Origin of the sequence: Micromonospora saelicesensis, from assembly GCF_900091575.1 — a bacterium.
GTDB lineage: Bacteria > Actinomycetota > Actinomycetes > Mycobacteriales > Micromonosporaceae > Micromonospora > Micromonospora saelicesensis.
In genome coordinates this window covers 23,573-49,936 of sequence record NZ_FMCR01000003.1, presented here as the reverse complement: position 1 = coordinate 49,936, position 26,364 = coordinate 23,573, and the positions used below count along the sequence as shown (strand labels likewise).

Genomic DNA, 26,364 nt, shown 5'->3' with positions numbered 1-26,364 from the left:
CCGATAGCGCTCCTTCAAGCTCGCAACGAACCCGCCCAGGATTCAGTAGGTCCACCCAGCACGAATACCGCTACTCTACGGTTGCGATCAGTGACTTCTGATAGTCGATAACGGCACGGCAGCGGGAATTCGCCCTCTCCGCCTCCAGGGTCCACTCCTCCACACCCTCACGATCCAGAGATCCTTCGTAACAGAAAGACAGAATCCCGTAAGCCCTCTCGGCGCTCAAGTCTTCAGTAGGATCACAGCAAGCCAAGACCGCAGAGAGCATGTGCGAGGTCCCCGGCTCTTCTGCAATCTCGTCTACCTCATCGTATGAATCCAACATCTCATCAGACAGGCTGACCCACGTGTTCCCGGCCTGAACCGCCTGACGACAAGCGTCGACAACTACGCTGAGATAGCCCCGCACCTGATCTGTCTCAATTGGAGGAGTCATCGTATTGATGGTCCATTCGATTGCAGATACCGCCAATGCGAGCCTCTTAGCGGGCGACGTTCCCTCAAGGACACCTCGCGCTGAGCTCATCTCATAGTCCCACAGAAGCATCGTCAACCTCCATACCTTCCCACCACGGAAATACCTGAATACTGTGGCTGGGATAGCCTTGCCCCACAGTCCTGCCTCGCCGGACCGCAAGGAATTCTCGACGTTGCGATTCGCCCTGAACTCCCGACCGCACCTGCATCAACGGCGTTGAGCATGATCTGTTCAGCGTCAGTTTGATTGGCTGCCGAAAATTGCTTTCCTGATACTCGGCGATACCCGAGCTGCTCTGCCAGTGCACGCATTGCAGGGTTTGTCTTGTTCCTGTTCACTGTGTAGACGAGTTCGCCATCGAGGTGCCCCACCGCCACTGTCGTTCCGTTGAAGGCCCGCTCGCCGTAGGTGGTCCGCACAGTCTCGTGAAGGGCATCAGCGTCTGCTTGTAGCCCAGCGTCGGTTTTGCAGTTGTGTACGAGTACCGGCGTGGCCCCCGCCAGCACATAGTACGTGTGGACGTTGGCGACGGTGAGGTTGTGGACGGTGGCCCACGGGGTGGTCCAACGCTCGATCGCCGTGATCTGCACGAGGGTGCCGGCACTGGTCCGCAACATCTGGCCGGATCGCAGATCGGTGGCGTCGACCCACTCGTTCAACTCCGGGACCCAGAACGGGTGACCATCGGTCGCCGTGACCTCGGCCGTGTCCGAACCCTGCTCACCGTCGGTGTCGATGGTGACCTTCACCAGGTGCTTGACACCCTCGCCCTTGATCGCCGCGGTGACCGTCTCCACCTCGACCCGACCCGTCTCCGGATCAGTGACCTGGACCTTGTCGCCCGGCTTGACGTCCTCGATCGGCTTATCGGACCCGTCGGCCATCACGACCTTCGTGCCGGGGACGAAGCTGTTGTCGAGGCACGAGCCGCCGTCAGCCCGGCCGCTACCGCCTCCTCCGCTGGCCCCGCCATTACTGCGACCGGAAGCGCCCGACGAGCCGCCGGGCTTCGAGTCGCCCTTGCCGGCACCCTTGCTGCCACCGGACTTACCGGCGCCGCTCGACGCGGCAGAGGATCCCTTCGGATTGCTCTTGGCCTGGGCGTCCTTCTGGGCCGGGTTTCCGGTCTTCTTCGTGGCGTTCGTCGCCTTGTTACTGGTCGTGTTGATCTTGTCGGCAGCCTTCTTCTTGGCTGCCTGGGCTGCCTTCTTCGCCCGTTCGATCGCCAGCTTCTTGGCGTTCAGCGCCGCTGTCTCCGCCGCTCGAACAGCCGCCAGGACAGCCTCGGCCGCCCGTTTCGCGGCCTTCCACGCCTGGATCGCCGCGATCGTCCGGTCGATCGCTCTGATCACGGCCGGGATCTTGCCGATCTTGCCCCAGGGGATCGCGCCGATGATCAGGCTGCCGCACGCCCACATGTCACCGCCGAAGCAGTTGATGGCGTCGTTGATCCCGATGAAGTCCTTCAGCATGTACCACGCCGAATCGAGGATCACCGACATCAGGGACCGGCCCATGTTGGCCTGCGCCTGGGCGACCATCGCCGCCGACAGGCCCGCGCCCGCCAGTGCCGCCGCCGTCTCCGAGGCGGTCAGCGCCACCGACAGACCCGACGGGTCCGAGTGGGTGACCGGGTTGTTGTGGGCGTACGCGTACCCGTTGGACTGGGCCGGGTCGGTCAGGTCCAGGACCGGGTCCGCGGACAGGAACCGTCCCACGGTCGGGTCGTACAGGCGTGCGCCGAGCGGGGTGTAGCCGGAGGCGTCGTCGCGGACCGCGCCGAGGAATCCCTTGTTGCTCTGCATGTTGACGCTGAGCGGGGTGGTGCCACGTTGGTTGCCGAACGGGTCCTGCTTGCGGATCCGCACCGGCATCGCCGCGTCGTGCAGGCCGATCTCGGCGTACGTGCTGCCCTGGTGGTCGCCGGCGAGGGCCAGCAGGTTCGAGCCGGCGACGGCGCGGTTCGCGTAGCGGACCACGGTGCCACCCGGCGCGGCGTACGAGCGTTGGACGGAGATCTGCACCCCGCCCTGCTGCACGGTGAGCTGCGCCTCGCCCAGGTTGAGGGTCGCCTGGCGCTGCTGGATCGTCAGGAGACGGGTGCCACCCGGCCCGTAGATGTGCCGGGTCTCGTCCTGCGCCTCCCACTGCTGGGCGGGCACATTGGCGCACGCGGCCAACACGATCGGCGTGCCATCGGCGGTCGCGGCGTCCTTGACGGCGACGCACAGCCCGGACGCGGTGTGCTTGAGCTGGCCCGTCGACAGGCGTTCCAGCTGCTGGCCCGCCGAGCCGTTGCAGGCCTGCACCGCGAGGACCGAGCCTGCGGTGTTGGCAGCCGGCTGGAGACACCAGTTGTCGTACGCGGCCAGCGTGCCCAGGTTGGCGTTGCTCTGGTTCGGCGTGGCAGCGAAGGCCCACTTCTGCGCGGGCGACTCGTTGCACGGGTAGAGCATGAGGGGCTGGTTGGGGGTGGCGAGTCCGTTGGTGAGGTCGAGGCACTTGCCGGCCAGACCGACGTACGGGCTCTTGCCCTTGGTGCCCGCACCGGCGATCCGGTCGACCTGGCCGTCGTAGGTCCAGGACAGCGTCTGCTGGTCGCCGTTCTGGATCGAGGTGACGGACTTCGTCTCGCCGGTCAGCTCGTACAGCCGCTCGGCCGCCGCGGTGACCGCGGCACCGGCCGGGGTGACGTAGTTCTTGGTCACCTTGGTGAGGGTCCGCGGCTGGCTGCCGTCGGCCTTGCCGTAGGTGTACGAGGTGGTGGCGTCCTTCGCGGTGGCGCCGGTCAGGTCCTTCTCCACCAGCTTGGTGCGGTTACCGAGCAGGTCGTACTCGTACTCCTGCCAGTAGCCGGACTTGTCAGTGCCGGCCGCCACGTTGAGGGTGCCGTCCGCGTTGACCGGGCCCGGCGAGCACTGCGCCTGGTTGCTGGCGGTCCAGGCCGTCTTGACCCGGCCGAGCGCGTACTGGAAGCACTGCCGTTCCTCGATGCCGGTCGCCTGCTCGCGGATCGCGAGGATGTTGCCCGCGTCGTCGTAGGCGTAGGAGCGGTTCGAGACGAGGTTCCCGCCGACGACGCTCTTGTCGCCGGTCTGCTCCCGGTAGACCTGCTGGCTGTTGAGGGCACCGCTGGCGTCGTCGTACGAGGCCATCGTCCACACCCGGTACGGCTGGGCGCCGAGAGTGGACCGCAACACCTGCCCGTACGGCGAGTAGACGGTCTCCGCGCCGTACCAGTCCTTGCCGGACACCGAGAGGGGCAGGCCGTCCTTGGTGTAGCGGACGAGGAGCTTCTCGGACGGGAGGCTGCCGACTGCGGGAAGTGTGGTCGACTCGGGCAGACCGGTGTCGGTGTAGTTGTACTCGTAGGTGTAGGAGGTCCGCAGGCCCCACGTGTTGGCGACGGTCTGCGGCAGCGTGAGCGTCGTCGACGTCGGCTGGTAGTCGTTGCTGTAGCCGCCGACCGTCTGGGTGTACGGCAGGCCGTCGGTGTAACGGGTGGCGCTCGCAGGCAGGCCCTTGCCACCGGCGACGGTGTCGTAGGTGAACTCGCCCAGGAGCGTTCCGGTGCTGCTACCGAGCCGCTGCTGGGTCGGCCGGGACAGCTGGTCGTACCCGTTCCAGACGGTGATGCCGCGAGCGTTGGTGGAGGTCAGCTGCCGGTCCCGGTGGTCGTACGTGATCCGGGTGGTGCCCGAATCCGGGTCGGTGGAGGTCTCCATCCGGCCGCGCTGGTCGTACGTCCAGGTCCACGGGCGGGTCGGGCTCGCGGAGTGGCTGGCCTGCGCGAGTTGGCCACGCGCGTCGTGCTGGTAGCGCATCGTGGTGAACTCGGTGCGGGCACTGTTGGTGAAGGTGTCGACCCGGGTGGTCCGGCCCAGGGCGTCGGTGAACAGCCGGTAGGAGGTCGCACCCGCCGGGTTGATCACCGTGGAGTGGTCGGCGCCGTACGCGTAGCGGGTGGCCCGGGCCGGCTGCTCGACCTCGGCCAGTACCGGCAGTTCCTGGGTGACCCGGCCGAGGCCGTCGTAGGTGTAGAGGGTGGCGTTGGGTACGGGCGCCGGGTTGTTGGGGTCCACGTAGGGCGTGAACATCTGGCCGTTGGGAGAGCCCTTGGCGAAGTAGGCGTTGTTGGTCCGCCACACCTCGCCGGAGCTGTTGTAGTGCGTGTCGGTGATCAGCCGGCCGCCGCCGGGGGCCTCCTCCTGGGTCTGCCGTTCGCGGCCCAGGCCGTCGTAGATGGCGACGGAGGTCTGGATGCGGTTCTCGTGCCCCCGGGCGAAGGTGGTGATGTACGGCGGCTTCCCGGCGGGCACTGTGTACTGGGCCCGGAAGTCCGGTACGGCAGTGGACGACGGGGTGCGCCCAGGTCCCCACGCCTCGACGAGGCGGCCCAGCGCGTCGTACTTCGCCTCACTGACCCGGTCGTTCAGGTCGGTGGTCTTGACCGTGACCGCGCGGCCCGGATCCAACTCCCGGACCTGCCTGTGCCCGAGCGAGTTCTCCTCGGTGACGCTGGTGGCCTGGCCGGTGGCCGGGGTGTAGGTGATCTTGGAGGTCTTGCCGTCCGGGTCGGTGCTGGTGACGACGCGACCGATGGCGTCGAAGCCCGTGGTGCCGTCGGGCTGGAACCCGGAACCGTCGCCCTTCAACGACCAGGTCTGGCTCGCCAGCCCGCGGGTCGAGGCGCCGAGCGCGACGTCGTACGCCTGCCCGTCGTAGGCGACCCGGCCCGCGGAGCTCAGCGTCTTCAGGTCGTCGAAGTTGGCAGTGGCGCACGTCGTCGGGCTGGTGCGGATCTGCTTGGTCAACCCGATGAGGTTCTTGTCGTCGCGGTGCAGGTACTCCACGAAGGTGCAGGACTCGTCGCCGGTCTTGCCGGTGTCACCGAGCGACTCGATGTGCGTGGGCAGACCGTGCGTCGTCTCGTGGGTGGTCTTCGTCTCGACGGTGCGCAGGGTGCGGGCGTCGTCACCGGTGCCGGAGGACCTGGTGTACGAAGCCTGCCGGGGTTCGGTGACCCGCCATGCCTGCAAGGGGCTCAGGCCGTCGTCACGTGAGCGCGTCGCGAGTTCCTGCGCCGCGGGGAACGTCACGCTGCGGGTGAGCCAGTCGCCGTCGGCGTCGGCGGCGTCGGCGTACGTCAACTCCTCGGCGACCCGGCCGGCGAACGCCTCGTGGTCCTTGGCGATCTCGGAGCCGGCGGAGTCCTTCACCGAGACGGTGTCGCCCAGGCCCCGGAAGTACCGGGTGACGGACTTGCTCCGCTTGCTGCCGATGTCGGGGTCGTCTGCGCCGGTGATGACGGTGACCTTCTCGACACCGGCGAACTGGGAGTACGTGCGGGTGGACTTCTTGGTGAACTCCTGCTCGGCGAGCCGCCATGCCGGCTTCTCGTACGCGTACCCGGTGATGGTGGTGTACGCGCCGTCCAGGTTGGGGAGTTCCTCGACGCTGTCGACGACGTACTTCTGGAACCAGTCGATCTCCTCGACCGCCGGGTCCGGGTGCCAGAAGGCGGGGTAGCACAGCCGGTCGTTGGCCTTCAGCTCGGCGGTGTCGCCCTTGCCGGGCAGTCCGGTGCCACTCTTGCAGTCACCCACCGGCGCCTTGTAGTTGACGACGGTCTCGCCGCCGTACTCGTTGATGACCCGGGCGATGCGCAGGCGGGAGAAGCCGGGGCGGTTGTCCCGCTTGACGCGGTTCGGCATCTCCTCGGTGTTGGACTCGAAACGCACCGCGTTGAGCGCGATCTTGTCGCCGCTTCGCCCGTGTCCGGTACGGGTGATGGACTCCAGCCAGAGCGCGGTGTTGGGGCCGGTCTTGAGGATCGGGAACGACTGCTTGAGCTGGTACTCGTCCACGAGCTGGAGAGTCTTCGCCGACGTCCGCTGCGCCGACGTGGTGATCTTGTCGAGCCGCTTGCGGGTGAAGAAGGACGGCGAGGCGTTCCAACACTTCTGGCCGGCGGCGCACCGCAGGTCCGCCGGAGTGTCGTACCAGATTCGGTACTTGTCGGGGTTGGTGCTGGCGAAGTTGGCGTCGGTGCAGGTGAGGGATCCCTCGGCGAAGCAGCGTTCCGCGACGCTGAAGGCGATTCGCGCCAGCGGTGCCTCGGAGAAGAGATTGTCCTTGCGCTGCCCGTAGTCGATGCGGGTCAGGTAGCCGCCACGGTCGTAGCTGACCGGGTCCTTGAAGTTGAAGTTCCGGGCGTAGTGGTTCGTCTCGCGTTCCCACCACAGGCTCATGGCGTTGCCGTGGATGTCCTCGACGTAGTCGAGGGACCACCGCCATGCCTCGGTGCAGACCGAGCCGGCCCAGTTGCCCGCCTTGTAGCAGGGCTCGTTCGCGTGGTTGCCGTACACCGGCACGGTGAGCACCGAGTTGGTGACCGGGTCGTCCGCCGCGCTGCCCCGGTCGGACCAGCCCGGAAGACGGTTGCGGCCGAAGTGGTACCGGGTGCCGTCGCGGGTCGTGACGATCCAGTACTCGCCGTCGGCGTCACCGTTCGCCAGGCTGGTGTCCTGCACCAACTGGACCTTGGAGCCGTCGCCGTTGGCGGTGAACCAGGCGCCCCTGCCCTCGTCCCAGACCAGCTCGGTGGTCATGCCGGCAAGTGACAGGGTGGCGTTCTTCGAGCCCCAGCAGAGGTCGGCGGTGCGGTGCGAGGAGTTGTTCGCACCCGGCTTCTTCGAGTCCTCGCGGCAGCTGGCGTAGCTGCGGGTGATCGCCCCCGCGCTGTAGTCCCAGCCGTCACCGATCCATGAGGACTGGTTGTTGCTGGCGGAGGTGCGACCGTCCACCGACTGGGAGGAGTACGACAGAGACACCTTCGGCATCAGGCCGGCGGCCGTCTCGGGAGTCTGCACCTGGTACGAGTAGGTGAAGGCGCCAGACGACGAACCCGCGGCCCAGGAGCCCGAGGAGAGCAGTGGAGTGGCGGTGAAGTCGCCGGCCGCCGACGCTCCGGTGTCCAGGACGCCGACGACGCTTGAGCTGTCCGCCGCGGCCGCGCGTGCACCCGCCGTACCCTGTGCGCCGAGCAACGCGCCCACGGGCACCTTGCCCGTGACGACCCGCTGCGTCGGCTCGTCCGCGGTGGCCGCGACGCGCGCCGACGCCCTCTTGGTGGGCACCAGCTTCACCTCGCTGGACACCGCCTGTGCACTCGTCGCACCGGGTGTTGCCCACATCGTCCCGCTGTCGCCGGTGGCGCAGTCGCCGCTGTCGGGGGCGTCGAAGACGCAGTCGGGCAGCAGCATGACGCCGAAGCGGTCGGCCGCCAGCGGGCCGTACAGGTCGGCGAAGTCCGTGTAGTTGACGTCGAGAGCGACCTCGGCGGCCGGGTCGGCGGTGGCCGGTGGCGTGATCTTCATGATCAGGCCCGACACGCTGGCCGCCTGGGACGCCTCGGGTGCGGCGAGATCGACGGTCCAGGTCCCGGCGAGAGCAGCCGGGTCAGCACCCGCCGGTACGCCGAGGGCGACCGGCAGGTCGTCGACCTGCTTGGTCGCGCCGGCCTCGACGCCGGTCAGGTCCACGGCGCCGCTGTCCTGCTGCCACGGCGCGACGGACGTGGGCGCGTACGGGACCACCGGCACCTGGTCGGCGGTGAGCAGGTCCGAGTCGGCTTCCTGGTTCTGCAGGACCTGCTTGCTCTGCGGGACGTCCGGCAACTGGACCTGGGTGTCCTCGCGGCTCATGCCAGCGCCCGGCACCGCCCACGCCGGCGCGGGCGCGGAGGTAGCGACGAGTGTCGTGGACAGGAACAGCACCATCGCCGTACGGGCGCGGTGCCCCCGAGGGCGAAGCGGCTCCGTCGAGGTCCGTCGGCCATGCCACCGCCGGGACAGCAACCCGATACCACGCATACGTGTCGACTCCACCCAGGCGCAAAACGAACGAGGAGGCGCGGAAGACCGCGAAAAGCACGTGCCGGATCGGCACGTGCGTGAGCACTCTGCGGTAGACGGAGTCATCACTCAAGGCCAGCCGATCATCACCGGATCGACAGCGAGTGATCTGGGTCACGCCGCCATTGGTGATGAGCTAGTTGCGGATGGCAACAATCGGGCGTGCGGGAAAATCGGCCCAGGTGCCTCTGAATCGGGCTGACAAAACGTACACAAGATCAAATTACGCATGAACCCCCGGCGACTTTCCAGTGTTGTGTAACGGATCAATAACGTTGCTCGGGCGGACGAAAAAGACTCACGTCATGCGATCGTGTGCTCGCGTTTTGCCCCGCGGCCCGCCGAACGGGGCTGCTTGTTGTGCCATCCCCCTGTTGTCGGCCCCCACGGGAGTAGAAGCGCCGTGACCGTGCCTCGCCTGCTCAGCCCGCTTGTGCGTACGCGCTTCAGGCTGACTCTCACCCTGGGCGTCCTGCTGGCCGCACTTGTCGCGACCCCACTGCCATTGCGGTGGACCGACCAACCGCGCGACACCGTCCTCGCGCCGGTGCCGGCCGCCCCGCGCGACGAGGCGACCGCGATGACCGACGCCCGGCGGACCGGCACGGACGTGCTGGTGGACACCGCCACCAGCGCCACCTCGCTCACCTGGGCCATGCCGAACGGGCAGTTGCGCACCACGGTCCACGCCATCCCCCAGCGGTCGAAGAACACCGCCGGCCAGTGGGTGGCTGTCGACAACACGCTGACCCGCGGCGGAAGCACCGCCAGCGGGCTGGACATCCGACCCGTCAACGCCGTCACGCCGGTGCGGTTCTCCGGCGGCAGCGCCCCTGGTCAGGCGGACGGCACTCCGACCGTACTGACCGAGATGGACGTCGAGGGCCACACCATCGCGTACACCTGGCCCGGCCGGCTGCCGAAGCCGGTGCTCGACGGCCCGCGCGCCCTCTACCCCGAGGTCCACCCCGGAGTCGACCTGCTCGTCGTCGCCCGTGACGACGGCGGCGTCGGACAACTGCTGATCGTCAAGAACCGAGCAGCCGCCACGATCCAGGCCGTCAGCTCCCTGACCTACGGTCTGCGCTCCGAGACGGTCGTCTTCCGCCGCGATGCGACAACCGGCGGCGTCCTCGCCCTCGACAAGGTCAGCGGCGAGGAGGTCAGCTCGATCCCCAGCCCGTTCGCCTGGGACTCCGCCGGACGCGACCCGGAGGCTCCCGACAGCGCCCCCCGCACCTCAGTGGCCACGTCCGCCGAGGTGCTGAAGCTGTCCGGCCTCGTCGGCAGTGAGCCGGACGCACGCGAGGCCCAGATCCCCACCCGACTCGACGGCGACGGCACCGGCGACGTCCGACTGCACCTCGACGCCGCCGCCACCGGGCTGCTCACCGGCCCGGACGTGCTCTTCCCCGTCTTCCTGGACCCGACCCTCACCAGCGGCAAACAGGCCTGGGCCACCGTCTATTCACAGCACCCCAACACCAACACCTACAACGGCACCAACTTCAACTCCGGAACCACTGACGCCCGGGTGGGGTACGAGGAGGACACGCCGCTGCGAGCCCGCTCGTTCTGGCGGATGGGCTTTGACGCCAAAATCAAGGGTGCGACTGTCACATCGGCCAGCTTCAAGGTGCTGAACAACCACTCGTGGAACTGCACGTCCCGCGAGATGCAGCTCTGGCGCACCGGTTCCATCTCCAGCGGCAGCACCTGGAACAAGCAGCCGGCATGGGTGGAGGAACAGTCCCGGCGGTCCTTCGCCTACGGCTACGGCAGCAACTGCGCCGACGACTACGTGAGCTTCGACGTGAAGAAGGGCGCCCAGGCCGCTGCCAACGGCGGCTGGGCGAACCTCACCCTCGGCATGCGTGCCAGCAGCGAGTCCGACACGCTGACCTGGCGCAAGTTCAAGGTCACCTCCGCCGAGCTGACCGTCACCTACAACCGGCCGCCCAACGAGCCGACGGGCGGCACCACCTCACCCGGCGGTAGCTGCGTGCCCGGCCCCGGCGGTGGCGTGACGGTGGCGAAGACCAACATCGTCCTGTCCGCGTCCGCCTCGGATGGTGACGGCAACCTCAAGAGCCTGCGCTTCCGCTTCTGGAAGAACGGCACGACCACCCCGGCGGGCACCGTCGTCACCGCCACGACCGACGGCAAGGCCACACTGACGATCCCCGCCGGCAACCTGGAGGACAAGGCGGTCTACTCGTGGGAGGTGAGCGCCGAGGACGCGGTCGGCGCCACGTCGTCGTTCTTCCCACCCGGCAGCGAGCCGTGCCGCCTCACCATCGACGCCTCCGCACCCCCGGCACCGGACGTCGCCAGCGACGTCTTCAAGGAGGCCACCCCCGACGGCGCGACGTGGGCCACGATCAAGTTCGGCGAGACGGGTCCCATCACGTTCACCGCCTCCGGCGCCACGAGCTTCACCTACTCGTTCGAGAGCATCGGCGCCGTGAGCGTGGCGGCGACCGGCGGCAAAGCCACAGTGCCCAACCTGGCACCCCGGCACGCCGGCCCCACCACCCTGCACGTGTACGCGTACGACTCGGTCGGCAACCGCAGCGCCCGCACCGATTACACGTTCTACCTGCCGCCGCGCTCGACCGCCGACGGGCCTGGCGACACGGGCGGTGACGGGATTCCCGACCTGCTCCTGGTGGACTCCTCGGGCAACCTGCGCAACTACGCCGGAGACACGGGGGGCGAGCTGTACGCCTGGCTCGTCGGCTCCTACAGCGACGGCAAGCTCAACCCGACGGGTCACTGGTTCGACCCGAACACGGGCAGGGCGGCCCTGCTCACCAAGCACACCGACACCTATCCCGGCGACGGCACGACCGACATGTTCGCCCGTACCCCGGACGGCGGCTTCTGGCTCTACCCGGGCGACGGGTACGGCACCTTCGACGTCGAACGTCGACTGCGGGTCATCCTCCCGGCCACCGGTGTCGGCGGAACCGCGGTGCCCTCGCCGGACACCTGGACCCAGATCAAGGCCGTCGGTGACATCACCGGCGACAAGCTCCCGGACCTGATTCTGCGGGCCGGGCCGGCCTTCTGGGTGCTGAGCGGCTACACGGGTGGGAGCTTCCAGGAGGCGACCCTGATGGAGGGCACCGCCTGGGCCCGACGTGAGGTCGTCAACGTCGCCGACATCGATCTGGACGGCACACCTGACATGATCTGGCGCAACCTGGACAACGGCAACATGTACGTCCGGCACGGCAAGCCTGGCTCGACCCCGGGCAGCGTGAACCTTGATTCGCTCAAGTCGGCCGCCGGCTCGCGCAGCGGCGACGTCTCATACGGGACGGGATGGTCCGAGGCCAACATCAGTGCCATGATCAGCATTCCGGACGTCAGCGGAGACCGGGTGCCTGATTTCTGGACCCGCTCGGGCACGGACGGCATGATGCGGATCTATCACCCGTCCACCACCGACACCGGTGGGCCGGTGAAGGTCGTCCTGGGTGACGACTGGCGCGGGGTCAAGTCGTTCGGCTGAGCGCCGTAGTGACCAGCACGAAAGTCGGGGTGTCCGCAGATGCGGACACCCCGACCTCACTGAAACCGTGTGATCAAGCGGACGGCTAGCCGCCGTTGATGACGAACTGCGAGCCCGGCTGGATGACGATGTTGCCGTCGGCCGAGTTGGTGATGGTCACGTTGGTGAGGTTGGCGTTGCCGCGCGCGCCGCTCATCGCGAGGATGCCGGCACCGTTGACGGACCTGTCGATCCGCACGTTGGTGATGGCGACGTTCGGCATGTTGCCGCCACCGTTCTTGAACTGTATGCCGTCGTAGGTGGAGTCGATGATGTCGGTGTCGCGGATGGTGACTCCGACGATGTCCCTGGTGGCCGGGAAGAGGGTGATGGCACCGAACTCCTGGTCCTCGTTCCAGAAGGCGCCGCCGGTGCGGTAGAGCCCGTTGTTGGCGATCAGCGTCGTGCCGGAGAACGGCAGCGGGTCGTGGTCGGTCGCCAGCATGATGCCCGGGTAGTTGGCGGTGTCGTAGATCAGGTTGTTCTCGATCGAGTTGTCGTAGCCGCCGTAGATGGCGATGCCGTTGGCCCGCCAGGGCAACTGGATGGTGTTGTTGACGAAGTGGTTGTCGTGGGCGATGTCGACGTTGCGGTCCTTGACGTACGGGTTGGCCCAGACGGCGAGCGCGTCGTCACCGGTGGTGCGGAAGGACGAGTTGAACACCCGCGAGTTACGCGTGCCGTTGCTGAAGTTGATGCCGTCGGCGTACGTGTTGCGGATCCGCATGCCGGTGAACTCCAGCCCGTCGGCCGGCCCCCACAGGTCGGGGATGTTGTCGTAGTCGCGGCCCACCCAGACACCCACGTTGGCGTGCTCGATCCACACGTTGCTGATCTTCGTGCCGGTGCCGAAGCGACCGTTCAGACCAACGCCACCCTCGGCGTTGCCGTCACCGCCCCGGATCCGACCCGAGCCGAAGATGGCGATGTCGGAGATCTGGGTGTTCTTGTCGATGTCGAAGCCGAAGTTGCCCTCGTGCGGGTGGTTGATGCCGCCCACCACGTTCTGCGGCTCGGTCAGCGTGTAGAGCTGCGAGTGCCACATCCCGGCGCCCCGGATCGTGACGTTGCTGATGCCGACCTGGTTGTGCGTGCCCCGGTTCAGCGGGTCGTCGGTCAGGATCTTCTGCTCCTGCCGCCACTGCCCGGCGGGGATCCAGACGCAGCTGATGACACCGTTCTGGTCGTCGGTCACCGCCCGCTGGATGGCGGCGGTGTCGTCGAGCCCGTCGTTCGGGACCGCACCGTACGAGGTGATCGAGGTGCAACCGGCCGGCTGGCTCGCCGCCGGCGCCACCTGTTCCAGATCGATCATGTCGATGACGTAGAAGGATGCGGTGTCACCCGAGTCGCGCTGCAACCTGAACCGGGTGCCGGCCGGGTACGACTGCGCCAGCAGCGCGTTCGACTCGTCGAAGAGCCGTCGGGCGTCGGCCTGCGGGGTGTTGGTCAGCGCCTCCGGCCCGTCGGTGTTGCCGTAGAGCCAGCTGTGCTTCGACGACAGTGTCAACTTCCGGGAGAAGACGTCGTTGACGTAGAGGCTGATGGTCGCCTCGATGCCGCCCCCACCGGGCGCGTCCGGGATGGAGTTACGCACCACGATGGAGTTGGCCTGGTTGGCCGAGGTGAACTCGACGAACTGACCGGTGCTGCTGAGTCGTACCGACTTGCGACCCGAGGACTCGCTGGCGAAGTTGGTGTGCCCGAAGGTACGCAGCGGGTCGGCCTCCAGCAGCGTGCCCTGGTAACGGCCGGCCTCCGCCTCGTAGGAGACGTACGGGACGGCGGCCCCACGACCGACCACTATCGACTGACTGAACGCGTTGTTGGTCTCGTTGGTCTCGGCGACCACGTTTGTGGCGTCGGCGGTGGCGGTGATGGTGGCGCCGCCGCTGGTGGCGGTCCAGCTACCGCTGATGGCCACGGTGACCGTCGCGCCGGCGGCGATCGAGGCGGTGTTGGTGTTGAGCGTGGTGCTGCCCGCCACCAGCCGGGTGACAGTGGTCGCGCCGGTCGCGCTGGTGCCCCGGTTGCGAACCGTCACGGTGAAGGTGACGGACGCCCCGACGGCCGGGTTCGGCGGGTTCGAGGCGATGCTGAGCACCTGGAGGTCGGGGCCCGGAGCCTGCGCCACCACCAGCGGTGACGCGGCGGTGCGGCTGTTGTTGCCGTTGTTCTGCTCGACGATCGTGTTCGCCGGGTCGACCACCGCCGAGACGGCGTAGCTGCCCATCGGCCGCGTACCCGCGTTGAACGACACGGTGGTCGAGGCCCCCGCGGCGAGCGTGCCCACCGAGGCGCTGCCGACGACCGCGCCGGCCAGGCTGAAGTTCACAGTGGTCGCACCGGCGGCGGCCGAACCGATGTTCTGCACCACTGCCGAGAGGGTGACCGGGGAGACCTCGCTGGGCGACGCGGGCGACCAGGTCACCGAGCTGACGACCAGATCCGGGTTGGGCGCCGGGGTGCCGCACACCTCAAGCTCGGCCACCTGGCCGGACGGGGCACCGGTGTTGCCGGTGAACCGCAACTGCACGTCCGCGGTGGTCGCGCTGACCGGGATGGTCACCACGTTGGTGCCCTGGGCGAACTGGTAGGCCGCCGCCGACACCAGACTGGTGTACGAGGACGACGCCTGGTCGCGGCCGAGGACCTGGATGGTCTGGGTACGGGTGCCCCAGGCCGGGTCCGGGTTGAGCTTCACTGTGACAGCGGAGATGGAGTGGTTCGCGCCCAGCGCCACGGTCAGGTTCTGCGGGTAGCTCGCCGCGCCCTCCCAGTAGGTGGTGAGCTGCCCGTCGTTCGCCTTGTCCGGGGTGAAGCTGAAGGTGGAGCCGCTCGCCGTCATGCTCTTGCCCTGCGTCACGTTGGTGCAGGCCGGCGGATTGCTGCCGGTGCGGGTGACGGTGTTGCTGTTGCCGGAGAGGTTGCCGGCGCCGTCGCGAGCGCGGACGTAGTAGGACACGGTCGCCGTCGCCGGTTGGGTGTCCTGGTAGGTGAGGACGGTGCCCAGCGTGGCGATCAGGCTGCCGCCCCGGTAGACGTTGTAGCCGGCGAGCCCGCTGCCACCGGAGTCGGTGGAGGCCCCCCAGTTGAGCGAGATCGTGCTGCCCGACGTGCTGTGCGACAGCGTCCCCGGGACGCTCGGCGCGGTGGTGTCACCGCTGCCGGTACGGGTGACGGTGTTGCTGTTGCCGGAGAGGTTGCCGGCGGCGTCACGGGCCCGGACGTGGTACGACACGGTCGCCGTGGCCGGCTGGGTGTCGTTGAATGTGGTCACGTTGCCGATGGACTGGAGGAACGCGCCGTTGCGGTAGACGTCGTAGCCGGCGATGCCGCTGCCGCCCGCGTTGTCGGTCGACGCGACCCAGTTGAGGCTGATGGTGGTGCCCGACTGGGTGTAGGAGAGGTTGCCGGGAACGCTCGGCGCGGTGGTGTCGGGGGTGGTGCCGCCGCTGCCGTACACCTCCAGCTCGGAGAGCTGCCCGGCCGGCCAGCCGCTGTTGGCGGTGATGGTGATCCGGACGTAGCGGGTGGAGGTCGAGCTGAAGTTGATCGTGGCGGTGCTGCCGCTGGCGGGGTTGAAGGTGTACGTCTGCGACCCGACCAGATCGGTGAAGGACGAACCGTTGGTGCTGCCCCGCACGCTCAGCGTCTGCGTCCGGGTTCCCCAACCGGAGGTCGGCAGCTTCAGCACTACCTGGTTGACGCTCTGCGACGAGCCGAGATCGACCTGCACCCACTGCGGGAACGCGTTGTTGACGCTCTCCCAGTAGCTGCCCGCGTTGCCGTCGACGACCTTCGACGAGTCGTAGACGTCGGCGTGGCCGCTCTCCTGGGTGGGACGGCCCTGGGCGAGGTTGGCGGCCGCCGCGGCGAAGCCGGTACTCCGTGCGGCGGCCGGGTCGGCCGGGCGGGCGGCGGCGGCCGGGTTCGCGAGGGCGGTCGCCCCGGCCGTCGCGATCAGCGCGGCGGCGGCCGTGGCCGCCACCATCCTGAACAGATTCGTTCGTCTCATCACTGTCCTTGTCGTCGGGGGACGGTTGCCGCGGTGGCTGGACCACGGGGTGGGTGGGGGTGCGGTGCAGCGCCGGCCGACGCGAGCGGGCCGGTGTCGAGAGAGACGGGATGGCACGGGCGGCGCGGGGGCGCCGCTCGTCCTGGAAACACCAGATGGGTACGACCATCAACGGGCCTCCCCAGGAGGCCCGTTGAATCTTCCGAGAGCATGCACAGAACCGTGCACTTCTTTGTCGAAATCTTGCGTTACTTTGGCCCAAAGGTTACTGACGTGCTACGGGAGCGTCAACACTTCGACCGCCGTAACTATTGACGGACTTGCCTGCCCTGAGGGTCACCGCCCTGCCCGACCTGCCCACAGTTTCGGGGAAGGGGCCGCCTCCCGACGACTGGAGGCCACACCTTCCCCGAAATTGCACGGATCTTGCGTCAGGTCGTCCGGGAACGATCAGGCATCTGGTGCGGTCAGCACGAAGGTCTCCAGCAGCTCCCCGCCGTACCAGTCGGTGCGCTGACCGACATGGGTCATGCCCAGCCTCCGAGCGACCGCCATCGACGGCTCGTTGCTCGGCGACACGACCGCGTAGATCTCCCGGGTACCGGCGGCGAACTCCCGGGCCACCGCCGCGCGGGCCGCCTCGGTGGCGTAGCCGTGGCCCCACGCGTCCGGGTGCAGGTGCCAGCCCACCTCGATGTCGTCGGTCCGGCGCGACTCGTCGCGCCCCGGCAGCGGCTTGAGCAACACGGTGCCCACCGCCTGACCCGTCCCGCGTACCTCGATCGCCCACGTGCCGTACCGGCCGCCGTCGTCGGCGTGCCGCTCCTGCCAGATCCGCAGCCGCTCGACGGCCTCGGCCGGGTTGGTCATCGGCAGACCCGACGCCATGCCCAGATATCGGCTGACTTCCGGCCGCGAGTAGATGTCGTAGATCCGGGCCAGATCGGCCGGATCGTCGGTCCAGTCGCGCAGGATCAGGCGTTCGGTGGTGAGAACAGTCATGACCGGCGATCTTAAGGAGTGACGGCTCCGGCGACAGGGAAGGAGGATCCGATGGGCAACGGATGGCAGCGCGCGAAACGGATCACCAGTGCCGCATTCCGTCCGGTGCGCGGACGGGACCTGTCGCTGCACGCCGCCGCGATCACCTTCTACGGGGCGATCGCCGTGGTGCCGGTCGCCCTGCTGGCGATCTGGCTCACCGCACTGGTGGCCGGGGCCGACCGGGTACGCCGGCTCACCTCGTACGCCGTGGAGGCCCTGCCCACCGCGATCGGCGCGCCCCGGGCGGTGGAGGCACTGGTCGACGCCGGGGTGGGGTTGACCCCGCTGCTGGCGCTGGCCTCCCTGCTGCCCGCCTCGCTGTACGGCGAGGGCCTGCGCCGGGCGTTCGTCTCGGTGGCCGCGCCCCGCTCCGACGAGCACCTGGTCGGCTGGCGGGGCCGGCTCCTGCTCCTGCCACTGCTCGCGCCGGCCCCCGCGCTGCTGCTGTCGATCCTGCTGGCGCTCCCGCTCACCACCCGCCTCGTACGCCAGGGCGGTTGGTTCGGTGTGCTCGGCGTGGTGCTGTCGTTCCTGGGGGTCTGGCTGGTGCTGACGCCGGTGCTGGTGTGGGTGTTCCGGGTCGTCGGGCCGGCCTCACCGGACTGGCTCTCCACCCTCGGGGTCGGGTCGTTCACCGCGGCGAACCTCTCCGGCTTCCTGCACGGCTTCGTGCTCTTCGCCTCCCTTCCACTGGACCTGGGAGTGCCGTTCGGCGGCTTCGACGAGATCGGCGGCGGCGTGGCCGTCCTCCTCTGGCTCTACCTGTTCCACGTGATCGTCCTGGCCGGCTACTCCGCCACGCTGGCCCTCTCCCACTGGCGCACCACCCCCACCCCCACCCCCGACCCCACCCCGCCGGGTTGATCAAGAGGTTTGCGTCACCGGGAAGCCGGTCCTTGACGCAAAGCTCTTGATCACCGGGGGCGAGGGCGGGGCAGGGGTGGGTGGGGAGCGGAAGGGGTGACCTGGGCTGGTGGGGCGGACTAGGCTGCCGCGGCATGAGCAGTGAGATTCCGGCCCGCGCCGACGTCGTGATCGTCGGTGCCGGGCACAACGGTCTGGTCTCCGCGGTCCTGCTGGCCCGCGCCGGCCTGGACGTCCTCGTGCTGGAGGCCGCCGACGTGATCGGCGGCGCGACCCGCACCGAGAACCCGTTCCCGAAGGTGCCGGGGCTGCGCCACTCCACCGGGTCGTACCTGCTCGGGCTGATGCCCCCGGAGCTGCTCGCCACGCTCGACGTACGGATTCCGGTGCTGCGCCGCGACCCGCACTACTTCCTCCCCACCCCGGGCGGCCTCGGCTCGCCGTACCTGCTCTTCGGTAGTGACACCGCCGCCACCCGGGCGCAGCTCGCCGAGTTCTTCTCCCCCGCCGACGTGGCCGCCGACGACGCCATGCAGGCCGAGCTGGCCGCGCTGCGGGAAGACCTCGCCCCGGCCTGGCTGGCCGAGCCGCTGAGCGTCCAGGAGACCGCCGAGCGGCACGTCCGCCCGGCGCTGCGCCAGGTCTTCGTCGACCTGGTGCAGGGCTCGGTCGCCGACTACCTGGCCCGGTTCGAGTTCCGCTCCGAGCTGCTGGTCAGCATGTACGCGGTCACCGACGGCCTGTCCGGGCTCAACGCCGGCCCGGACGACCCCGGCACCGGCCACAACTTCCTCGTGCACAACATGTGCCGACTGCCCGGCTCCGGCGGCACCTGGATGATCGCCGAGGGTGGGATGGGCACCGTCTCCCGGACCTTCGCCGAGGCCGCGCGCGCCGCCGGAGCGACCATCCTGACCGGTACGCCGGTGCACGCGGTGACAGTGGACGGCGGCGCGGCGAGCGGAGTGGTGCTGTCCGACGGTCGGGAGGTCGCCGCCCGGTTGGTGCTCGGCGCGTGTGACCCGTACCGGTTGATGGACCTGTTGCCCGACGGCGCGCTCCCGGCGCGGCTCGGCGAACGGATGGCGGCGGTCCGCCGGCCCGGCACCACCCTCAAGCTCAACCTGGCGCTCACCGGGCTGCCGCGCTTCTCCTGCCTTCCGGACGGCACGCCGAGCCCGTTCGGCTCGACCATCCACCTGCTGCCCGGGTCGGCGTCGCTGGTCGGCGGCGCGGAGGCGTCGCCGATGACCGCGCTGCGCGCCATGTGGGCGGACGTGCAGGCCGGGCTGCTGCCGGCGGAGCCCACCATCGAGTGGTACCTGCACACCACCGTCGACCCGTCGCTCTCTGACGCCGCCGGGCACCACTCGTCGGCGCTCTTCGTCCAGTCCGTCCCCTACGAGCTGGCCGGCACCACCTGGGACGCGGAGCTGCCCGGCTACGTCGACCGGCTGCTCGGGATCGTCGAGCGGTACGCCCCCGGCACCGCCGACCTGATCGCCGACGCGGTGCCGCTGCCGCCACCCGGCATCGAGGAGCACTTCGGCATCACCGGCGGGCACATCCACCACGTGGACAACACCGTCTCGTTCACCGACCGGATGCCCTACGCCACCGGCATCGACGGTGTGTACGCCGGCAGCGCCGGCTGCCACCCGGCCGGCAGCGTCATCGGCGCGGCCGGCCACAACGCCGCCCGCCGCATCCTCACCGATCTAGGCCGCTGACCGGCCCTGTCTCGGCCGGCCGGCCGGCCGGAGGTCACCCGCGCCCCCGATCAGGTAGAAGCCGACCAGCAGGAGGTACGCGCACAGGCTGAGGATGGGGTCGACGAAGACGATGGCGAAGGCGATCAGGTAGAACAGCGGCTTCAGCAGTATCCGGCTGGCGATGGCCCGGGCCAGCCGGGGATCCAGGTCGGGGTGGAGCAGACCGCGCCGACGAGCCCACCACCAGCTCAAATTGACGAAGATCGCCTCACCAAGCACGGTGCCGACGTAGAGAGCGGCGGTCAGCCGCTGCTCGGTCGGGTTTCCGCGCAGATTGTCCGACAGCAGGTCGGCGGTGAACGGGATCGTGGCGATGAAGAGCAACACGAGCAGGTTGAAGACCAGAAGCATCTGGTCCACCCGGGCCACATACCGCCACAGGTTGTGGTGGGCGAGCCACACCTGCCCGGCGATCGCGAAAGTGATCACGTACGCCAGGTAGGACGGCCAGGCGTGGGCCAGGGCGTCCGGAAGCTCTCGCCCGCTCTCCCTGGCCGGGCCGGTCTGGAGCAGCTCGACCGCCATCACCGTCAGCACGACCCCGAAGACGCCGTCGCTGAACGTCTCCACCCGGGTAGCGTCCCGGGCCATCTCCCGGCCGCGCCCGTACCGGTACTCGCTCTCCCGCGCGTCCGCCCCCGCCACTACCCGCCCCCATGCCCGGTTGCTGCCGGTCTGCGGCTCTCACCACACCACTGCATCGTGGCGTACACGGGGGCGGCGTGAACGCGGAACCGGTGCGGCCGGGCCCGACGTCGCGCAACCCGACCACGCGGGATCAGATCACGGCCTCGCCGGCGGGGGCGGGGGTTTCCGCATCCACGCGGTGGGCTCGCACCTTGTGGCCCACGCTGGTCAGGCAGCGGCCGCTGGGCAGGTCGAAGCGCCAGCCGTGCAACTGGCAGGTGAGCTGGTCACCGTCGACGATGCCGAAGCGGGTCAGGTCCGCCTTCAGGTGCGGGCACCGCCGCTGCACCACCCAGTCGCCCAAGGTGATGTCCTCGGCGTCGGTGCTGCGCTCGTGCTCGTCGTACCAGCCCTCGGCGTACTGGAGCCGCTCCTCGGAGAGGCACTTGAAGAACGCGTAGACGAACTCGTTGTACTGGCCGATCCGGGCCGCCGAGAACCGGCAGGACAGGAAGAGCGAGTTGACCCAGTCCACCTCGTCAATGAAGAGCAGGTGCTCGATCAGCGACCGCTCGGTCCGGAACCGGTAGCGCACCTTCTCGTCCGCGTACGGCCGGACCTCCTTGCCGGGGAAGTCCACCACGATCGACTCGACGCTCTCGCCGTCATACCCCACCAGGTCGAAACGGACCGGGCCGCCGACGCCCTTGGCCAGGTAGATCGACTCGTCGAGCAGCGGCTCGATCCGACGCTTCATCTCGCCGAGCACGTCCACCTCGGGGTGCCGCCAGGATGCCTTCTCCGCCTCGATGATCGGGCGCTTGCGCTCCCGCATCTCCTCCAGGTGCGCGACCTTGTTCGCGAAGAACTCCTGCACCGGCACCGGGTGGGTGGTGCTCGCGCCCTCGGTGGTGACCTCGGCGACGCTGCCCGGCAGCAGCACGATCCCGTTGGTGCCGCCGACCTTGGCGTACTCGGACAGGAAGACGGACTGGTCGGGGAAGATGTTGCCCTCGTCGCCGTGGATGTCGTTGAACTGCCACAGGGCGTCGTCGAGGAAGCACGGCGGGCCGGCGATCGGGAAGACGTGCGACGCCTTCAGGTCGTCGATGTACCGCCAGGTCCGGTCGAACTGCCGGTCACGCTTCTGCTTGCCGAACGCGGTCTTCGCCGCCTGCGGCAGTTCGTAGACCATCGGGTACCAGATCGCACCGGAGAACTGGAGCAGGTGCGCGTGCACGTGCCCCAGCTCGGCGAAGACGCTCAGGTCGGTGGGGCGGGCGTCGTTCTGGTTGAGCAGCCGCACACCCTCGTACTCGACCCAGAGCGAGGAGTCGCCGATCGGCCCGTCGGTCGGGCTGGTCAACGCCTGAATCATGATCTTCAGGCCGCCGGGCAGCTCCACCACCTGCTCGTTGGGCGCCTTCAGGAACTTGGTGAAGCCCAGCGCCCGGAACTCGTCCTCCATCTCCGAGGTGGGGAACTCGGGGAGCAGGACCGTGGCGTCCTTGGAGACGAAGTCACGCAGGTGCTTCGCGTCGAAGTGGTCCCGGTGCAGGTGGGAGACGTACAGGTAGTCGACCTGACCCAGGCTCTCCCAGTCCAGCAGTGAATTGTCCGGGAAAGGGAACCACGACGCGAAGTAGGCCGGGTTGACCCACGGGTCGCACAGGATGCTGCCCGCGGCCGTGTCGATCCGCATGCTGGCGTGCCCGGTTCCGGTCACTCGCACCGCACAGTCCCCCTCAAACAGACAATCAGGTGTACGCCAAACGCTACCGGAGCGAGTCTGACCGCCACCCCGCGACGCCGGTAGTGCCGTCCAGCCCGGGTGGGGCAGGGCCGATGGCCAGGAAACCCCCACCCCACCGCACCGCGTACGAGGCGTGCCAGACTAACCAAAGATCCGATCGCGAGGGAAGGACCGACAGTGGCAGGAAGCGAGCCGGTAACGTCGCCAGACCAGCACAAGCCCGGGCACCGCAAGGCCGGGCAGATCGGCGCCGTGCTGTCCGCACTGGCGCTGCTGGCGATGATCTGCGGCAACCACGAGGGCAGGGTCGAGGACATCTGGCTGATCGGCCTGGCCGCGCTGCTGCTGATCATCGTGATCGGCGACGTCGTGTTGCGGCGCAGCGGTCTGCGCTCCTGACCCGACCCACCGCCGGACGACCGGCCGACGTACGCCGAGGGCCCGCCCCCACCCGGGGACGGGCCCTCGTCCGTGTCGCGTCGGGGTCAGCGCCCGAAAAGGATGTCCTGCACGTCCTTGAGCGCGGCGTCGACCTCGGCCTCGAAGTAGCCACCCGGCACCAGGCCGAACCGGAGCGTGTCCAGGTCCTTCGGGTCGACCGGCATCGGGTTGCGGCGCTGCATGCCACCGAGCAGGGTGTCGAAGAACCGATCCACCTGGTCGGGGTCGTACCCGCTGCCGAACCGGCGCACCTGGAAGCTACGACGGATCTGGTCGACCCGGTACAGGTCGCTGCCGGGCGGACCGGCCATCGGCGGACCACCCATCGGCGGGCCACCCATCGGGGGGCCGGCCACCGCGGGCGGACCGGCCATCGGCGGGCCACCCATGCCCTGCTGCGGCAGCGGAGGCGGACCGGCCGGACCACGGCGCATGTCGCGCAGATCCCGCTCCGGCATCCGGATCTCGGCCGTCATGTCGGCGCGACCGTGTCGCCCGGCCTCGAAGCCGTCGAAGCGCGGCTCCTCCGGCGGCGGCGGATAACCGCCCGGCGCGCGCTGGTCGTCGGGGCCGTACCCGCCGCGCTGATCATCCTGGCCGTAGCCAGCGGGTGAGCGCTGGTCGTCCGGGGGGCCGTACCCGCTGGGACCGGCGGGCAGGCCGCGCTGCGGCATGCCGTGGCCACCCATCGGGCCGGGGCCCATCGGGCCGCCGGGACCCATCGGCGGGCCGGCCGGGCCACGTGGCGCGTCGTAACCACCGCCGCGGGGGGCGTCGTACCCACCGGTGAAGGCACCGGTCGGCTCGTCGTAGCGGCCGTAGGGCGGGCCGGCCTGCGCGGGCATCGGCCGGGGCGGCATCGGCTGCGGGACCATGCCCCGGTCGTCACGCATCGGCGGACCCATCCGGTCCGGTGGGCCCATCCGGTCACCCATCCGGGGGTCGCCACCGCGTCCGGCGCTGTTGCGCTCCTCCAGCTCGGCCAGCTGCCGCTCGACCCGGTCCAGGTGCAGGTCGACCTGCCACTCGTCGTAGCCGTTGAAACGGACCCGGAAGACGACGTCATGAACCTCCTGGGAGGCCACCGGGGCACCGACCTGTCGGCCGTCGAGCGTCGCCTCGACCCGGTCGAGGAAGGCATCCACCTCGTCGACCTTGTATCCCCGGCGGAGCGCCTTGCGCCGGAAACGCTGACCCTGACTCGCCACTATGTCTCCTGGTCTCGTTCGCCACGCCCGGTCACGCCGGTGCCTCTCCGGCGCGGTCGGTGTTGGTGTCGTTGTCTTCGGCGGCGGCAAGCTGGCCACACGCGCCGTCGATCTCGCGACCTCGGGTGTCCCGAACTGTGGTGGACACCCCGGCGTCGCGCAACCGCCGGACGAACTCCCGCTCGACCGGCTTCGGGCTCGCGTCCCAGCGGCTGCCCGGCGTCGGATTGAGCGGAATGAGGTTCACGTGGGCCAACTTGCCGGCCAGCAGCCGCCCGAGCAGGTCGGCTCGCCACGGCTGGTCGTTCACGTCCTTGATCATCGCGTACTCGATCGACACGCGGCGGCCCGTCCGGGCGGCGTAGTCCCACGCTGCGTCCAGCACCTCGGCTACCTTCCAGCGCTGGTTTACCGGCACGAGTTCGTCGCGCAGATCATCATCGGGCGCGTGCAACGACAGCGCAAGGGTCACTGAGAGGTCTTCGCTGGCCAGTCGGTGGATGGCCGGAACCAGGCCGACCGTGGAAACGGTGATGTGCCGCTGGGACAGGCCGAGCCCCTCCGGAGCCGGGCTGACCAGCCGACGGATCGCCGCGATCACCCGGTTGTAGTTGGCCAGCGGCTCGCCCATGCCCATGAAGACGACGCGCGACAGCCTCGGCGGGGAACCCGCCACCACGCCGGAGGCCGCCACCCCGGCCATGTACACCGCCTGGTCGACGATCTCCGCCGTCGACAGGTTGCGGGTCAGCCCGGCCTGGCCGGTCGCGCAGAACGGACAGGCCATGCCGCAACCCGCCTGGCTGGAGATGCAGACGGTCACCCGGTCCGGGTAACCCATCAGCACGCTCTCCACCAGCGCACCGTCGTGCAGCCGCCAGAGCGCCTTGCGGGTCGCGCCGTCATCGCAGGCCAACTCGCGCACCGGGTTGAGCAACGTCGGCAGCAACTGGTCGGCCAGCCGCTCCCGGGTCGCAGCGGGCAGATCGGTCATCGCCTGCGGGTCGCGGACCAACCGCCCGAAGTAGTGGTTGGAGACCTGCTTGGCGCGGAAGGCCGGCTCACCCAGCCCGGTGACCAACGCCTGGCGGCCGGCCAGGTCCAGGTCAGCGAGGTGCTGAGGGGGCATGGAGGCCCGGCGCGCGGCGGGGGCGACCGAGATGGCGGGGATCAAGGGCAGGCTCGTCATGGCTGGTCCAGTGTGTCACGCCGTCGGCGGTGGCTGCCGGTCCGGAGGTGTCGAACGGGCCGCGACCGTCGGAGCCGGATGACCAGGTCGCCGTGATTCATACCTCAGCTCACCACCGGCACGAAGACCGCCAACAGCAGGTAGGCCGTCGGCACCGCGAACAGGATCGAGTCCAGCCGGTCCATCAGACCGCCGTGGCCGGGCAGCAGATTACTCATGTCCTTGACGCCGAGATCCCGCTTGATCATCGACTCGGCCAGGTCGCCGAGGACCGCCGCGCAGGAGACGGCCACCCCGAACAGCGCGCCCCACCAGGGGGCCACCTCGAACATCAGCCACAGCAGCAACGCTCCGCCCAGGGCCGCCGCGGTGACCGAGCCGGCGAAGCCCTCCCAGGACTTCTTCGGGCTGATCGACGGGGCCATCGGGTGACGGCCGAAGGAGACCCCTGCCGCGTACCCGCCGGTGTCGGAGAGGACCACCCCGATCAGCGTGGCCAGGATGCGCAGGCGCCCATCGTCGGGGGCCGCCGCCAGCAACGCCGCGAAACCGGCGAGGAACGGCACGTAGACGGCGATCAGGGTGGCCGCGGTGAGATCCCGCTGGAACCCGGCCGGCCCGTCACCCAACCGCCAGATCATGGTGCCCAGCACGGTGACCAGCAGCCCCAGGCTGAGCGCGTCCGGGCCGGCGTACCAGGCCAGACCCACCGTCAACACGCCACCGGCGATCAGTGGCACCAGCGGCGGGTGCGCACCGCTGCGTCGTACCGCGCGGGCCATCTCCCAGATGCCGATGGCGACCGCGGCGGCGATCACCGGCAGGAAGGCCAACGGATAGAAGACCAGCGGCACCACGATCAGCGCGCCGAGGCCGAGCCCGACCCCGATCGCCGCGGGAAGGTTGCGCCCGGCCCGCCCGGTGCCCACCTGCTGGGTGGCCGGTCGGTCGAGGCTGGCCCGACGTCGTCCCTTCGACCGTCGACCGGTCGTCGGAGCCTCGTCCGGCACCACCTCCGCCCGGACGGGCGCGAGCTGCTCGGTCGGGTACCCCGGGTCGTCGAAGCGGACGGGAGGGCCGTCGAGACGGCTCGGCTCGTCGAAGCGCCCACGATCCGGGCCGTCGTAACTGGGCGGCCCCTCCCCCGCGGGAGGTCGGTCCGGGTAGCGGTCACCGCGACCCCGGTCGTCGTACCGGTCGGGCTGGTTGCGGTCGTCGACGTGCCGGTCCAGGTCGTCGAAACGATCGTGCCGGTCCCGGTCGTCGAAACGGTCGTCCGGGCGGACCGGGCGGCCACGCTCGTCGTACGGGTCCGCGGGCTGCGGGTCGGCGTACGGCCGGGCGTGCGGGTCGGCGTACAGCTCAGGGCCGGCGGCGGGACGGCGGCTCCACTGGCCGGCCTCCAGCTCCTGGTCCGGCCAGGGCAGCGCCACCGGGCGCTCCGGCCGGTCCCAGCCGCGAGGCTCGCTGCCGTAGGGGTCGGGGTGGGACATCA

At 69.3% G+C, this 26,364-nt stretch carries 13 protein-coding genes; 4 read left to right on the top strand and 9 right to left on the bottom strand.

All coding sequences use genetic code 11. From position 1 onward, the window contains the following. Positions 1–70: 70 nt before the first annotated feature. Positions 71–556 (bottom strand): hypothetical protein, encoded by a 486-nt coding sequence (locus GA0070561_RS13245; protein ID WP_141710370.1) that lies wholly within the window; start codon positions 554–556, stop codon positions 71–73. Beyond that, a complete protein-coding gene (locus GA0070561_RS13240) occupies positions 553–8,355 on the bottom strand; it encodes a ricin-type beta-trefoil lectin domain protein (RefSeq protein ID WP_091400320.1) in 7,803 nt (2,600 codons plus the stop codon). Before GA0070561_RS13240 ends, GA0070561_RS13245 begins: the two co-directional genes overlap by 4 nt. A gap of 445 nt (positions 8,356–8,800) precedes the next feature. Between GA0070561_RS13240 and GA0070561_RS13235 the strand changes: the two genes are divergently transcribed. Then, entirely contained in the window at positions 8,801–11,914 is a 3,114-nt protein-coding gene (locus tag GA0070561_RS13235; RefSeq protein ID WP_091400319.1) for a DNRLRE domain-containing protein, read from the top strand. An 85-nt stretch (positions 11,915–11,999) separates the two neighbouring features. Here the strand turns inward: GA0070561_RS13235 and GA0070561_RS13230 are convergent, their stop codons facing one another. Together GA0070561_RS13230 and GA0070561_RS13225 are read right to left on the bottom strand one after the other, a co-directional pair. Then, on the bottom strand, positions 12,000–15,971 hold the full coding sequence (locus GA0070561_RS13230) for a CARDB domain-containing protein (protein WP_091400318.1): 3,972 nt from the start codon (positions 15,969–15,971) through the stop codon (positions 12,000–12,002). 450 nt (positions 15,972–16,421) lie between these two features. Then, complete coding sequence (locus GA0070561_RS13225) at positions 16,422–16,973, bottom strand: GNAT family N-acetyltransferase (RefSeq protein WP_091400316.1); 552 nt, start codon at positions 16,971–16,973, stop codon at positions 16,422–16,424. A gap of 51 nt (positions 16,974–17,024) precedes the next feature. Here GA0070561_RS13225 and GA0070561_RS13220 point away from each other — a divergent pair, with 51 nt between their 5' ends. Further along, positions 17,025–17,879 carry a YhjD/YihY/BrkB family envelope integrity protein gene (locus GA0070561_RS13220; RefSeq protein WP_091400314.1) on the top strand — a complete coding sequence of 285 codons (855 nt, stop codon included), beginning with the start codon at positions 17,025–17,027 and terminating at the stop codon, positions 17,877–17,879. Between the two features lie 134 nt (positions 17,880–18,013). Then, positions 18,014–19,609 carry a phytoene desaturase family protein gene (locus GA0070561_RS13215; RefSeq protein ID WP_091400313.1) on the top strand — a complete coding sequence of 532 codons (1,596 nt, stop codon included), beginning with the start codon at positions 18,014–18,016 and terminating at the stop codon, positions 19,607–19,609. Here GA0070561_RS13215 and GA0070561_RS13210 read toward each other — a convergent pair. Beyond that, the gene (locus GA0070561_RS13210) at positions 19,598–20,242 is read right to left on the bottom strand and encodes a TMEM175 family protein (protein WP_167362428.1); all 645 of its coding nucleotides are present in this window, start codon (positions 20,240–20,242) and stop codon (positions 19,598–19,600) included. The two genes, GA0070561_RS13215 and GA0070561_RS13210, sit on opposite strands and share 12 nt — an antisense overlap. A gap of 187 nt (positions 20,243–20,429) precedes the next feature. Further along, on the bottom strand, positions 20,430–22,010 hold the full coding sequence (locus tag GA0070561_RS13205) for a Rieske 2Fe-2S domain-containing protein (RefSeq protein ID WP_091400310.1): 1,581 nt from the start codon (positions 22,008–22,010) through the stop codon (positions 20,430–20,432). 198 nt (positions 22,011–22,208) lie between these two features. On the opposite strand from GA0070561_RS13205, the gene GA0070561_RS13200 reads away from it, so the two are divergent. Then, complete coding sequence (locus tag GA0070561_RS13200; protein ID WP_091400308.1) at positions 22,209–22,430, top strand: DUF2631 domain-containing protein; 222 nt, start codon at positions 22,209–22,211, stop codon at positions 22,428–22,430. An 86-nt stretch (positions 22,431–22,516) separates the two neighbouring features. Here GA0070561_RS13200 and GA0070561_RS13195 read toward each other — a convergent pair whose 3' ends face one another. The 3 genes from GA0070561_RS13195 to GA0070561_RS13185 all read right to left on the bottom strand — a co-directional run bounded on the left by GA0070561_RS13195 (position 22,517) and on the right by GA0070561_RS13185 (position 26,362). Beyond that, on the bottom strand, positions 22,517–23,680 hold the full coding sequence (locus GA0070561_RS13195; RefSeq protein WP_091400306.1) for a DivIVA domain-containing protein: 1,164 nt from the start codon (positions 23,678–23,680) through the stop codon (positions 22,517–22,519). Between the two features lie 31 nt (positions 23,681–23,711). Beyond that, complete coding sequence (gene rlmN / locus GA0070561_RS13190; protein WP_091400305.1) at positions 23,712–24,869, bottom strand: dual-specificity RNA methyltransferase RlmN; 1,158 nt, start codon at positions 24,867–24,869, stop codon at positions 23,712–23,714. Between the two features lie 104 nt (positions 24,870–24,973). Further along, positions 24,974–26,362: a phosphatidate cytidylyltransferase gene (locus GA0070561_RS13185; RefSeq protein WP_091400303.1), complete on the bottom strand. Its 1,389-nt coding sequence runs from the start codon at positions 26,360–26,362 to the stop codon at positions 24,974–24,976. Positions 26,363–26,364 lie beyond the last annotated feature (2 nt).